The sequence below is a fragment of the Vibrio sp. genome (genome assembly GCF_038138445.1).
In the GTDB taxonomy this organism is placed as follows: domain Bacteria; phylum Pseudomonadota; class Gammaproteobacteria; order Enterobacterales; family Vibrionaceae; genus Vibrio.
This window is the reverse complement of the sequence record NZ_JAYQDQ010000104.1, coordinates 1-12324: the sequence shown is the minus strand read 5'-3', so window position 1 is coordinate 12324 and position 12324 is coordinate 1. Positions and strand designations below refer to the sequence as shown.

Genomic DNA, 12324 nt, shown 5'->3' with positions numbered 1-12324 from the left:
CAGCTCTTAAAAGATGGCTATGCACTGGCGGATTTATGAGGGGATCCCTCAGTACCATGCACCTATGGACGCGCATCTGAAAGCTAGCTTTGTTCCGAAAAAGCCTATAAAAGGGCTCATTCACTGTTCTCTACATAGAAAGACTAAACTCTTTGACCATTGAAAGACCACACTGTCTGTTAATGATACTAATGGGTGGCGCTGCAGTTTGAGTTGGGTAATAATATTATCAAGCTAGGTAATCATTATTCAGCAATGATTATCATTGCTGATATGTGTATAGGACTAGGCCGCATGTCTTACCGTAAGTCTTTGCGCAAATTAGGTGTCGGACATATCATATCAATAAAGATGATATCTTGAGCGTGAGGGGACTATCCACGACAAGTATTTAGGAACACTAAGTATCACTGCGTTTCAACAACACATTGATGACTAGGCTTACTATAAAGTTCATATAAATCAACAATATAAAATTTCTCCTTTAAAAAATATGACTGAAGCGAAGAACAAAATAACAAGAACCTTTCAGATACTAGATTTCGTTTTGGTTGGCAACACTTTGTCTGAAAATGATTTGCGAACCAACCAAGATCTCCGAATGGGTACCCACGATCTCCTTACTCTTTATGTATTGTGTTGTCATGCTGGGGAAGTTGTTTCGAAAGAAGCACTGATTGAAAAAGGATGGCCAGGTAAAATCGTTTCTGATAGCTCTCTAACACAATCTATTCGGAACATCCGTACTTTACTCGGAGATAATGGTAAAGATCAACGTTGGTTAAAAACAGTCTCCAAGGTCGGTTATATGCTCGATGCTTCGATAGTCAAAGAGTTGGGTAATGACGAGTCCGCCCTAGAAATTAATGTTCCGTCTCCGCAGTCATCACCAACTAAACACTCATTATTAGGTGATTTCAAACACCCATCTAAGTTTAAAGCTGCCATCTTAATTGTACTTTTAGCGACAACATTCAATGTATCTTATAACATCTACTATCACTTTATCAGCCCAGAAAACATAGCTGAATACCCTAAAGTAGGCTATACCAAAGGCGTCACGGAAGTTTATTCTGACAGGCTATATGCGGCAGCTATGGTAGGAGAAGAGGTTGCAAACTGGCTTAAACAACAGCAAATTCAACCCAAGAAAGTGGCTATTTTATTGTTTAAACAAAACCTTTCATTGGCTATCGTAGATAATGAAGGGAAAATCACTAATCGGCTGATTATTTTGGATGAAGGGGCTGAACTAGGCCAGATTACCCAACTAGCCGTCAGTGAGGTAGACAATGTTTTACGCTAGTCTCATCATAATCGCCTGCTTTAATATCATGCTACTCGTTGTGTATGAGTTTAGTGATGAGCCCGGTGTAGCCTATGACATAGAATATGAAGTCAAGCACATGTCACATGACTATCACGGTAAAAGTAAGATGCAAATCTATAGCCATGGAAATGAGTTTGAGTCCAAATGGGTAGTTGAGGAAATGGGGAAAGATCATAAACCCATTTACTTCGAAAGCCATAGCACTGGTGTGTTCAAAAGATATAGCCGTAACTTATTTACGGTTAGTTATGAAGAACACTCTTCAAATTTTCTGGATAACCATCGACTACCAGATCTCCCGATTAGTCGAAACTTCTACAGTGCTGAACGCTACCTATCAACTCGTAATACAGTGGAGGTCAAGCATAGAGGTGATGACTATATCATCATCATCACTTTCTTAAACGGTGGCCAGATTATGGGTATGAGACGTTATTAACATCTACTGCCTTATCTGACTTTGTTGGCAGATAAGGCAATTATTGATTAAGCTTTGATGCAATGAACTGCTTTATTAAATAGCATTAATTTGTCTGCCAGCTTCCGTTCCACGTTCGCCACACTGACCTCCCATTCTGAAACCATGATCAGTTTATCTTTTGTTGTACTCATATAAACTTGTTCATCAGATACAAGCAATTCCATTAGTTTTGGGGCTTTAACGGATAATACTCTTCTATCACGTACTGGAATTTCAACGAATGCTCTAATGGTCTTATCATGTAATGAAATGAATATCTCTTCACCATCAACTAGCTCAATACCAATGGGTTCGTCACCTTCAATTCTAGATAATAAATTAGCTGGTACACCTAAAATATCTACCAAAGTCTTAAAGACTATTTCTCGTAACTTTTTCAACGTAAACTCCTACAAAGACGTTCATAGTTTAATGTATTACAACTGCCTGAATAGCAGATGAAACTGGTCATAGATATTGCCGCCAACCTGGGTCAAAAGCACAATAAAAACGACTAATTTTGCGGCCATGGGAAGGCCAGGATCTTGAACACTAAATACTGTCTGAAGCAGACCCACAACCACACCTGTAATAACAAAGCTCAAAGAGAAGATTACTATTGCGTCTTTAACTATATCTAAGCACGCCGCGGTAACATCAATTACGGTCATCTGAATACTCCAGATAATTTACCATTTTATGTTCATTAAATTCGAACAAATAATATTTATTTCGGTATAGGACCACATAACTATTTAGCTTAGGGTATTGCCAAAACAGCCCCGGTGCTAAATGGTAATTAGGTAGTTCCATCCCCAGTAAAGGCATTGGTTTTATTACCGGTGATGCTGAGCTAACACCATGGTTATTAACAAGCCTCTCACTGGTACTGGGAATAAAGTTATTATCCTTTACACTACCAGACTGACCTGATGGTTCGCCTTGGTTTTGGGGAACCAACGTAGATACCACACCACCATTTATTACCAAACTATGGTGCCGGAACTCCATACCAATTCTATTTTTTGCCTTAGTGCCTAAAAGCGGTGCGGCATAGTCCTGATTGTCAGGTTTATTACCTAGCTTTCCACCCCATATGGTTTTTTCTACTTTAAGGTCACTTATATCATTGAGCTTATCGCTGTCCGTTGGCTTAAAAGGATTTTGCTTATAAGTATTATCTCTAAAACTGTTTACCGTAACACCTATATCGCCTTTATCAGCGGTGCTTACTCTAGAGATAGTGCCGCCCCCCTTAACCACTGAACCTTGAAACCTATCGTTATTTGCCACAACCTGCGAAACTTCAGGTACAAAGCTTTGCCAAGTCACTTTATTTAGCCTTATTTTCGGATAATCCAGCAATTCGGAAGAAGGTCGTCTACTAACATTTTCCACCACCAAAGGAGAAAAATTCTCCAGCGTGGTATTCTCAAGCCATGGCACTTTCGGTGTTACTGGCCCTCTTTCAAAAGCAGGCAAAGCATGGAGAGCCAAAAGCATTTGATAATCAATGTTAGATTCAAAAGAAGTGACCTCAAGTTCTCTATCACACTCTCGATTGATGAAAGTCTTGCTATCATCAGGCTGGCTAGCGGTTTGCTCTATCTGGCTAAGGACCTTTTCAAATCCACCCTTACCGTCCAATACATCCTGTCTAACTAATCCTTCAAATACATTGATCATGACTTCACATACCTCAACTCTTCACGTAGCTCCCCAAGCGCATCCTTTCGTTTTTCTAATCTTCGTTTCTCGGCTTCTACTTCTGCTATTTCCAGTGCTAGCTCTTCCGCATCTTGACGATTGACCGAAGCATCGAAAAATAATGATTCAATCGCTGATTTAGTGCTTTCTCGTCTCATAAAAAGCAGCTTTAACGCATTGGGTTCATCTTCAACGTTGAGCGCTTTTAAATTTTTCTGCTGTTGTTCTATTTGTTGCCACTTTTGTTCAATAATACTCAGAAGGTCCTGATATTGTTTTTTAAGCTTAACTAACTTCCTTTGCTGCTTACCAATACGTATATCGACGATATCAATAAGCTGACCAAATTCTTTCCATTGCTTCGAGGGTTTGTTCATATTCAACTCCATCGAATCCTTGCTTTAGAAACGACATTATATGAGGGTATCTGTCGATCGCCTCATCTGTCTCCAAATCATTACCCTTTTCATATTCACCAACCCGAATTAAGAGCTCAACGTTGAAATATCGATACACCATGTCTTTAACACGTTCAGATAATCGAACATATTCTTCGCTTTGAACCTTATTCTGCAAACGGCTTTTGCTCTTCAAAACATCGATCGCAGGGTATCGTCCAGTTGAAGCAATCGTTGTCGAATACACCAAGTGCCCATCGATTAAAGATTTAACCTCATGTGCAATAGGATCATCATCAATTTCTTTTTCAATCAAAACAGTGAATATACCCGTCACTGAACCATGGATTGAATTACCGCAGCTCTCGACTAAGCGAGATAAAGCAAGCGATACGCCAATTGGGATACCACCTTTAATTGGTGTATTGTCGAGCATTGCTTGGGCACGAGCAAAACGAGTCAGGGAGTCAAAGTACAAGACAACCTTTTTGCCTTGCTCCATATAATGCCTAGCGATAGACACCGCGACTAGTCCTGAACGCACCTTTTCCAACGGGTTCGCTTCAGAAGTCGATACTATGGTGATTGACTTTTGAATCACCTCTGGGCCTATTTCTCCTTCAAGGAATTCGACCACTTCACGAGCACGCTCTCCAATCATGGCAAATATCACCACATCAGCGTCCATATTGTTGGCCATTATGGAGACTGTCGTCGTCTTACCTGCACCAGCAGGGGCAAACAGACCAAGACGCTGCCCTTCACCAATTGTGAAAAGACCATCAATGATTTTTAGCTTAGTCGGAAAAACAGTTTCAATAGGAGCCCGAATATTCAATGGAATAGGCTCAACTGCTATCGGCAAATCCTCAAATTGACCTGGTTGATTTAAATAGTCATCGCCATAAATAGATTCACCGTAACAGTTGATCACTTTACCTACCAATGCATCCTCATTGAGTGGGAAGCAAAAGCGCCTTGGGGTAATTTCAACTCTACCACCTCGTTGAACCGCTCCGGGTTGAAGCAACTTAATTTCGACTCTATGACCAGCCACTTTCATCACTTCACCACGAATACGCTCACCAGTAACAGTACTGATAAAACATTCCTGACCGACAAAAGTATCTACCGAGACATGGCAAATAACCGTATCTTGGTAAGATTCTTTAACCTTGAAGTAATGGTTCAACATCACTCAACAACCTCATAGGAAATAGATACGTAACGTTTGTACTTTCGCTTAGTTTCATTTGTGCTTTTAAACAGTTCACCAAGAAGGGGAATACTAGATAGCACAGGAACGCCCGTCTCCGTTGACTGAGTTTCTGTATTGTCAAACCCACCGAGAACGACGGTTTGGTCCGGATGTATATAAACTTCAGATTCTAATGATTGTGAACTAACTCGTGGTGGCTCAGCAGTGGTAGAATCGTCGTCGTCACTATCATCTAAGGACTCTTCAATATAGCGAATTTTTGCTTGAACACTTCCAGAAGGTAACAATCGACCAGTGACATAAAGGCCATTGTCGGCTTCTATCTCTTGAGTCTGAACTTCTTCAACAGACACAAGCTTGATCGTCGCCGTTTCCTTCTTGTTAAAAATTCCTTGTTGATTTTCAAGAATCAACAAATTCGTTTCGTACACTCCACGAGCCACACCATTAGACGACAGCGCTTGAAAACTTTGCAGGAATTCTTTTGTCTCAGTAAACGGGTTAACCACAATATCGTAGATACCTCTACTACTGTTAAAATCGACACCAAGATCTTCACCACGTGTTACTGAAACATCATAAACCTTGAGTGAAAATAGCAACTGTTTGCGCTTAATATCGATTAGCGCCGCGATACGCTTCGCCAATTTCACTTCCTCTGGCGTACCACGAACTAGTAATGCGTTGGATCCCGGTAATGGTTGTACTTTAGACGTCTTTTCTTCCTCTTCCAGCTCCTGCTTGTCGCTATTTTTAAGCTTCACTTTATAGGCTTTTTCAATCGCGTCACTATCAGTGACATTCTGGAACTGACCGATATTGATAATGGCTGAAGAGATCAAACTCATCGCACCAGGAAAGACGACAGAATTACCAAACGTATCGATTTGGCGATCAACGACCGATATATAATGAAAATTTATTCTCGCAAGCTGAAGATCGTTACCATTTTCCAGAAACTGGTTACGGTCAACCATAGTTGCATAACCTACGGCATCATTGACAAATTTTCGAGTACCAGAGAACAAAATGGAGTTTCCACGCTCGACTAACTTCACCTTAGTCGTAGCACTAATATTAAAGGTATTATTAAGTTCTCTAAGTAAAGCCTTGGGCTTGATATTACGCGGCTTATATGAGTAATTGATATAGGCTTGCCCAGATTGTACCGTAAGGGTACCCCCATACACATACCAATCAAAGTCATAAACTTCTGAAAGCTGTTCTAGAAGCTCGGGACCACTTCCTGACAGTGTTTGTGTAATTAACTGACGTTCTGTCTTACTATCGATATCATCAACTAACTTAACTTGCATATCTTTAGCAATTGCTTTCAACGAAGTTTGTAAGTTTATATCTTGCTGTTTAATCAGTACTTCAGCTTGAGCCATAGGAGCGAGTACAGCCAAGCAAAGTAGTATTAATTTCTTATACTTCTTCATCGAGGACCTCTTTCATTCGTTCTTCGCTTTCTTTCATCTGACGGATGCAGGTATTTACAACGCCTTGAGACACTATCATATCTGCGATTTCTTCATCTGAGAGCATTGGCTCATCAGTGTCAGTAGGAGCTTGATTATTTACATTATCACTTTGCTCAACTTCGCGAGCAATTGCATCAAACTCAGATTGAACGTCTGTTCCAGCTGTAATTGACGCTGTATCTACCATCTCAACTCTAGTCATAACCTACCTCGTGCATCATTTGTTTAAACACATAAAACTGGTCATGTAACAACCAGAGATTTAACAACACAATCACCACGATTGCTTTAATGTTTGGCGTGACAAAAAGTGATAGCGACGCCTTTTTAAAAAACAAGTCAACGTAACCACAACACACTGTTATCGTCAGCATGATTATGATGTATTTACCCGCCACGATAACCATCATTGTTAAGCTATCCGTGACTAAAAAATATAGCGCTTCGAAGTCTAAGTCACCTGTGTCTGTCTTACCTTGTGTAATGACTTCGACTATGGGTCGAAACAGTGTGCCACTTTGCAGCGCATAAATTAAAAATGTTAAGCTTCCAAGCTTTGCTAATGCCTCTGATTCATCTGTAAAACGTTTATCCTGAACAGACTGTTCATTAAGCAGAAGTAGCTGCTGGATCACACTGCCAACTGTGCCACTTATCCAGTACGGGACAGAAGAAAAAACAGCAAACATAAACACAGCAATCACCCAGCCAAAAGTAGGCAATTGCTCAAACTGGCTTACGTCAACAAAAATCGCCATCGCTATAGCTATCGCAAGACAAGTAATATTGTCCAAGTATAATCGTGTCGGGTTATAGATTTTTAGAAAAAGGAAAAAACCCGCAAACAGCATCCAACTCGGAAATAAGAGCTCACCCATGTTAACCAAGCGCTCTAAATAGCAAGGTCCAACTGTCAGAGAAATAAAACACTGCCAGCTTAATAGGCGTTGAAATCACCGTTGGGGATAACATGGTCATCCCGACACCACTGAGCACCACTGCAATGAGAAAATCTATACTTACAAACACCATATACAACTTGAGGCCAAGTTCGAACCCTTGGTATAGATCAAGAATCAAGTTACCTAAGAAAAATTTAAAAGTGTCACTTCCTTCATCAAAATTAAGCGGTATGTCGATCATTGATGTAAGTTGATTAGTCTTATCCTCTGCTCTTTTCAGCACTTCAGGAAAGAAATCAAAAATATTACTTGCTAAATAATACATGGTAATGTTTTGAGGTTTCTCTTCCTCAATACCGACATCTAAAGGTAAGTTTAGCTGCTCTTCTTGCTGTTGTTCGGAAAAGTAAGGCTTTATTCGCTCTAGACCAGGTTTAATATCAGGCCATAAACTATTTAGTGCCATCAAAGCCGCAAGCAAGTTCACAACAATGGTTGGAGGAATTTGCTGTGTGCCAACTGCATTTTTTAAGATATTCAAGACAATGTTATATTTTACAAAGCCAGAAAAACAAATAAAGAACACTGTAGATAACAGCGCTAACACAAGTAATAAAACAAGGTTAGCACCAGAAAACGCATTATCTGGACTAAGTAACTGCACCATAACTTATTCTCACAAACAGCAATACTAGTGGGGCGAAAGCCCCAGCATAGTTAGATATTACGCGCCGCAGTAACAATGGAATCTTTCACACCCTTTAGGGTTGAGGTACCAGTTTGCGCCGCAATACTCTGATCAGCCATTAACTGCTGAAGTTCTAAAGACTCAGAAGCAGAGAGTTGCAATGCTCCGTTACTATCTATATGAGCAGGATCTTGAAGAAATTTTTCAATCTGGTCATCACAGTTTTGAATAAATGACTCAAAGTTATCGGAGACTTCTCCAGTATTTAAATTACAGTTGTTGTCAATGGCTGTAGTGGGTGTAGTGGGTGTATTAACTGGCATAGCCTAATAATCCTATACTGTTTAGGTTGCACAAATCTATCAGTGTTCCTTACCTGAAAGAAGTGAAAAAAGGTGAAAAATCACGCAAAGCCAAAGCATGCAGCAAAAGTCATTTTTCATCATGTCCGAATATATGAAGCGCTGTTACTCAGGCACAGTCAAAATCGATACATCCATGTTATTTTTAATGTCCATACAACCCTCTTTATATATGAACTTAATATCACCCAGGAATTCGGTTAAAGTTACCTGGCACCTGTTTTTGACCTGAATCATGGGTAAAATACCTGAGGGGTGCCGAGTTAATGCAGACTCACGAGTACATTCTATCTTATCCAGTCGATAGTAGTTTCGCGCTCGTTCTCCCTTCCTTTTCAGTTGTAGATCTAATGACTGGAGTTCCTTAAGTACCTTTTTTCTATCTTGGACAGTATCTGGTAGTCGTTTTAAAGTCTGTTTATATAGCGTTAACAATTTATCCATTGGCATATGATATTTGGCTAATGCCGTTACCGATGACGATTTATTAATATTGAGCATTTGGCTCTGACTTTGAGCCGAAGCGCGAAGCTCTTTCATCAACTGAGCCCCGCCAGAATAAGGTTCCATTATCTTCTTTAAGTAGGTCGAATGTTTGGGCGCCATATGAAACATTCGTCGTACATTATCTGCCCACCGAGATCGCCATTGAATCTTTTCATCATAATTAACTTTGAGATAGGGGATACTTTCAGCGGCAATCGGTTTTACTACATCATGACCTCCTGTTTCTAACGCGTTGAGCAAGATTTCAAGTTGATTACTTACTAGACTTCTTGCCTCCGGCAACCATGCAGACTTATCCATGAGCTTTTTGTAACCTTGTATCACTTCTTCTAAGCCCTCTTCCTGATAACCTCGTGCTTTCCATTCCTCACTCATCATTTTGTCTTGCATGGATTGAGTTGTGTGGTACGTTTTGGTTTGGACGGACTTAAGTGCATCTCCGAGTGGCTTTATGGACATAAATGTTTTCTCATCAATTGCAGTTGGCAATGCATAAGGAGCTGGTAAAGGAAACAGCATCACATTAGCACCACTGCTGAGTTCAGCATCGATCCCTTTTTCGTGATCTCGCCGCTGTAATGCGCTATTTTCCTCTCCTAACTTCATCTCCCTGACATCTTCACGACTAACAGCTATGGTTACTCCTGCCTTTGCATAAGTTCTCGGTGCTACTAATGAAAAGTTCGGCGAAGCATCAATTCCTAACTGCAGCCTAAATTCGCTATTTGCTGAGACTCCTAATTGAACCTTTTGCTTTTCTCGACTCACAAACTGACTTTTGCCCAACTGCTCTTCAAAACCTTGCTTCCAGTCTCGTGTACCGAACATGTAGCTCAATGTTTCTTTTAAGTTTTCATTGTCAACATCAAAAGAAAAACTCTGCTGACTGTCTTTCATTGCTGTCATAGCTAATGTCGCTTCAAAAGGCATAATTGTGACCAATGACCCGTGCTGGTATTTGACCAATTTAGTTAAATCTTCGAGTTCAGCACCAGTGCCTGCCATCACAGTAGCTCCTTTTTCTCTTTTTCGAACAAACTGGACTTGAGTTTTTCCATCACCTAATGCAACAAGCTTGCAGTCGTAGTGTTTTTCATAGTTTGCAACTACGCCCGCAAACCAACCTTTACCCAATGGAAAGGGAAGCCCAAAATGGGCAATGCCTGCAAAACCACTAATTCCGTGTTCAGCTGTAAGTGTTAATGAGTCACCTTTTGGTAAAGCACTTGTTCGTGTAGCAAGTTGAGTGGTAATTTGCTCTGCTGGATGGTTGCTGCCCAAGCATGTATTCAAGATCTTTCCTATTCCACACTTTGTATCCTTCGCAGATTCCCCCAGCCTAGTTCGTGCTTGTGTGACTTTTTTCGCAGATTTTAGAGAGGCAATGTTCTGTGTTACCGATTGGAATAATTGTGCCTGATTCTCAACGTCCAGCTTGTGGGCGAGTCTCATCTTATGTTGGTCACTAGGTTTAGTAAGATGTTGATGTTTAGTCTCGGTAACTTGATTACCAGAAATTGCCAGATACAATCTGGTGTTAACCAGTGTTCTTTCAATAAAAGGTAAGTAAAGATCTAAGTCTTTCTCTTTTATGGGCGTCGCACTTGCATCAGTGAGCGCATTTAACCATGTTTCTATCTCAAGTACTTTGTTCTGACAAGACACATTCTCAAAGCTAGGATGGCTTTTGATATTCGCGATTCTTTTTTGGATAGTGATTAAACGCTGTTTTAACTTTTCATCATAAGATCCTTGCTCACTTTCAAAGCCAGAACCAAGTCTCGACAGCGCAGTAAGACAGACATCAAACTGCTTTGTTAACCTTTCTTCAAGGTAGGCATCCAGTTGCTCGATACCAATCCTAGCATCAACCTTTGGCAACACCTCATTTTTTAAAGTTCGACACAAACGAAAGTCTGTTTTTGCACTGTTAGTCGCTTCATTTGGGCTCTCTATCTCCCAGTTCCATTCGGTTTGAAAACGTCTAAGACTTGCAAATTCTTTGTATATATTGGATTTCAGAGAAAGCAAAGCTTGATCGGGTTTAAAATTCTTACTCACTCTATCTTTCACCCAGAGACCTGCTGTTTGTATACCTGGGTCGGCCATTTTTAGGAAAGAGAGGTAGGCATCCGTTTTACGTCCTTGCTGTAACTTAAGTCTACCACTAGTGTAACGATGTTTTATTCCGTCTATCCATCCCGATAAAGGAATATACTGATTACCTATATGCTTATATTTTCGACCAACAAAAGGATTAGCATTAGAAAAGTGTCCACTGTTATTGGCACTAAAATGAGCAAATCCTGCCGGCGGTTCATCAGATACAATGGGAGACAATAATTGAGTATTACCGCTAAGGGTAAGATCGCCACCGTCTAAATATCTAATTCTCTCCCTGCTCTGATTATCTTTAATAGCTACTTGAAGGTGAGCACCACAAGGCTTTATGTGCTGGATATACTCATGTTGAGAAAGGTTTAGCCCTTTTAGATTCAATAAAGCGCGATTCCCATCCTTGTCATAGACATAATATTCTTGCTCTGTATCTGATTTGGTCACAGTTACCCTGTTGCCATCTTTCAAAATCATAGTCGGAACAAATGACTCTTCAGGCTTTTTGTTAATCGTTACTTCAAATTTTTTCTGCAGAGAATCATCGATAAACTGACCACTGATACCTATGGTTGCGTGATACTCTTCATCTCCGCCTGCAGATGTCGTGTAACAAGCATGCAAGTCACCATCACTCCCTATCCAAAGCTCAGTAAATACTTTTACATCACTGGGAGTCTTGAGGTTCAATTGAAAGTGTTTTTTCTTGGAACGTATTTTATGACTGACCGTTCTTAGCAACCCCTTATTTGTCCCAGTTAAAAGTACCAAGTTCCCATTTTTGATCGATGCCATCATTTTCAAGCCATGGTTCTTATCCATGCTAGTGAGATCAACAAAGTGTTTTGCCTCAATATCTCCGCGCTTTATCGGTTTAAACCCAATACTCGTGTTTGAAGGGCATGGTATTACTTCTGAAGATGTTGAGATATTCAACGATGGGGTAGAAGAAACTAGCATAGGGGCTCCTGTTATGTTTTGACCAACAGGACCTATATACGCACGTCAGATGTTATTTATAAAATTATTAATTGTGATAATACTGGAACAAAAAATCTGTCTGGGAGACAACTCATATGATATTAGCCGGAGGGTTACAAAGCACTGAGGGATCCCCTCATAAATCCGCCAGTGCATAGCCATCTTTTAAGA

General features: G+C 40.3%; 13 protein-coding genes. 2 read left to right on the top strand and 11 right to left on the bottom strand.

Annotated elements, in window-relative coordinates; genetic code table 11:
• The first annotated feature begins 562 nt into the window (after positions 1-562).
• Positions 563-1306, top strand: a complete 744-nt coding sequence (locus tag AAFM34_RS18450; protein ID WP_341665371.1) for a winged helix-turn-helix domain-containing protein — start codon at positions 563-565, stop codon at positions 1304-1306.
• Positions 1293-1769: a hypothetical protein gene (locus tag AAFM34_RS18445; RefSeq protein WP_341665369.1), complete on the top strand. Its 477-nt coding sequence runs from the start codon at positions 1293-1295 to the stop codon at positions 1767-1769. Before AAFM34_RS18450 ends, AAFM34_RS18445 begins: the two co-directional genes overlap by 14 nt.
• Before the next feature lie 47 nt (positions 1770-1816).
• Here AAFM34_RS18445 and AAFM34_RS18440 read toward each other — a convergent pair whose 3' ends face one another.
• From AAFM34_RS18440 to AAFM34_RS18390, 11 genes are all read right to left on the bottom strand, one after another.
• Positions 1817-2191, bottom strand: coding sequence for a hypothetical protein (locus AAFM34_RS18440; RefSeq protein ID WP_160930399.1), 375 nt, complete (start codon positions 2189-2191; stop codon positions 1817-1819).
• A 36-nt stretch (positions 2192-2227) separates the two neighbouring features.
• Positions 2228-2461, bottom strand: a complete 234-nt coding sequence (locus AAFM34_RS18435; RefSeq protein WP_341665365.1) for a flagellar biosynthetic protein FliQ — start codon at positions 2459-2461, stop codon at positions 2228-2230.
• On the bottom strand, positions 2448-3476 hold the full coding sequence (locus AAFM34_RS18430) for a hypothetical protein (protein ID WP_341665363.1): 1029 nt from the start codon (positions 3474-3476) through the stop codon (positions 2448-2450). Before AAFM34_RS18430 ends, AAFM34_RS18435 begins: the two co-directional genes overlap by 14 nt.
• On the bottom strand, positions 3473-3874 hold the full coding sequence (locus tag AAFM34_RS18425; protein ID WP_341665361.1) for a hypothetical protein: 402 nt from the start codon (positions 3872-3874) through the stop codon (positions 3473-3475). The genes AAFM34_RS18430 and AAFM34_RS18425 overlap by 4 nt, the downstream gene beginning before the upstream one ends.
• The gene (gene vscN2, locus AAFM34_RS18420) at positions 3828-5090 is read right to left on the bottom strand and encodes a type III secretion system ATPase VscN2 (RefSeq protein ID WP_341665373.1); all 1263 of its coding nucleotides are present in this window, start codon (positions 5088-5090) and stop codon (positions 3828-3830) included. The genes AAFM34_RS18425 and vscN2 overlap by 47 nt, the downstream gene beginning before the upstream one ends.
• On the bottom strand, positions 5090-6556 hold the full coding sequence (locus AAFM34_RS18415) for a secretin N-terminal domain-containing protein (RefSeq protein WP_341665359.1): 1467 nt from the start codon (positions 6554-6556) through the stop codon (positions 5090-5092). Before AAFM34_RS18415 ends, vscN2 begins: the two co-directional genes overlap by 1 nt.
• Entirely contained in the window at positions 6543-6800 is a 258-nt protein-coding gene (locus AAFM34_RS18410; protein WP_341665357.1) for a hypothetical protein, read from the bottom strand. Before AAFM34_RS18410 ends, AAFM34_RS18415 begins: the two co-directional genes overlap by 14 nt.
• Positions 6793-7476, bottom strand: a complete 684-nt coding sequence (locus tag AAFM34_RS18405) for a type III secretion system apparatus protein VscT2 (protein ID WP_341665355.1) — start codon at positions 7474-7476, stop codon at positions 6793-6795. Before AAFM34_RS18405 ends, AAFM34_RS18410 begins: the two co-directional genes overlap by 8 nt.
• 1 nt (position 7477) lies before the next feature.
• Positions 7478-8167, bottom strand: coding sequence for a flagellar type III secretion system pore protein FliP (locus AAFM34_RS18400; protein ID WP_341665353.1), 690 nt, complete (start codon positions 8165-8167; stop codon positions 7478-7480).
• Positions 8168-8217: 50 nt separating this feature from the next.
• A complete protein-coding gene (locus AAFM34_RS18395; RefSeq protein WP_341665351.1) occupies positions 8218-8511 on the bottom strand; it encodes a hypothetical protein in 294 nt (97 codons plus the stop codon).
• Positions 8512-8655: 144 nt separating this feature from the next.
• Positions 8656-12132, bottom strand: coding sequence for a hypothetical protein (locus AAFM34_RS18390; protein WP_341665349.1), 3477 nt, complete (start codon positions 12130-12132; stop codon positions 8656-8658).
• Between the last annotated feature and the right edge of the window lie 192 nt (positions 12133-12324).

What these genes read in the sequence shown, in the direction of transcription:
- AAFM34_RS18445 (WP_341665369.1), top strand. Translation starts at nt 1,293, where the DNA reads ATGTTTTACGCTAGTCTCATCATAATCGCCTGCTTTAATATCATGCTA.
- AAFM34_RS18435 (WP_341665365.1), bottom strand. Translation starts at nt 2,461, where the DNA reads ATGACCGTAATTGATGTTACCGCGGCGTGCTTAGATATAGTTAAAGAC.
- AAFM34_RS18430 (WP_341665363.1), bottom strand. Translation starts at nt 3,476, where the DNA reads ATGATCAATGTATTTGAAGGATTAGTTAGACAGGATGTATTGGACGGT.
- AAFM34_RS18425 (WP_341665361.1), bottom strand. Translation starts at nt 3,874, where the DNA reads ATGAACAAACCCTCGAAGCAATGGAAAGAATTTGGTCAGCTTATTGAT.
- vscN2 (WP_341665373.1), bottom strand. Translation starts at nt 5,090, where the DNA reads ATGTTGAACCATTACTTCAAGGTTAAAGAATCTTACCAAGATACGGTT.
- AAFM34_RS18415 (WP_341665359.1), bottom strand. Translation starts at nt 6,556, where the DNA reads ATGAAGAAGTATAAGAAATTAATACTACTTTGCTTGGCTGTACTCGCT.
- AAFM34_RS18410 (WP_341665357.1), bottom strand. Translation starts at nt 6,800, where the DNA reads ATGACTAGAGTTGAGATGGTAGATACAGCGTCAATTACAGCTGGAACA.
- AAFM34_RS18405 (WP_341665355.1), bottom strand. Translation starts at nt 7,476, where the DNA reads ATGGGTGAGCTCTTATTTCCGAGTTGGATGCTGTTTGCGGGTTTTTTC.
- AAFM34_RS18400 (WP_341665353.1), bottom strand. Translation starts at nt 8,167, where the DNA reads ATGGTGCAGTTACTTAGTCCAGATAATGCGTTTTCTGGTGCTAACCTT.
- AAFM34_RS18395 (WP_341665351.1), bottom strand. Translation starts at nt 8,511, where the DNA reads ATGCCAGTTAATACACCCACTACACCCACTACAGCCATTGACAACAAC.
- AAFM34_RS18390 (WP_341665349.1), bottom strand. Translation starts at nt 12,132, where the DNA reads ATGCTAGTTTCTTCTACCCCATCGTTGAATATCTCAACATCTTCAGAA.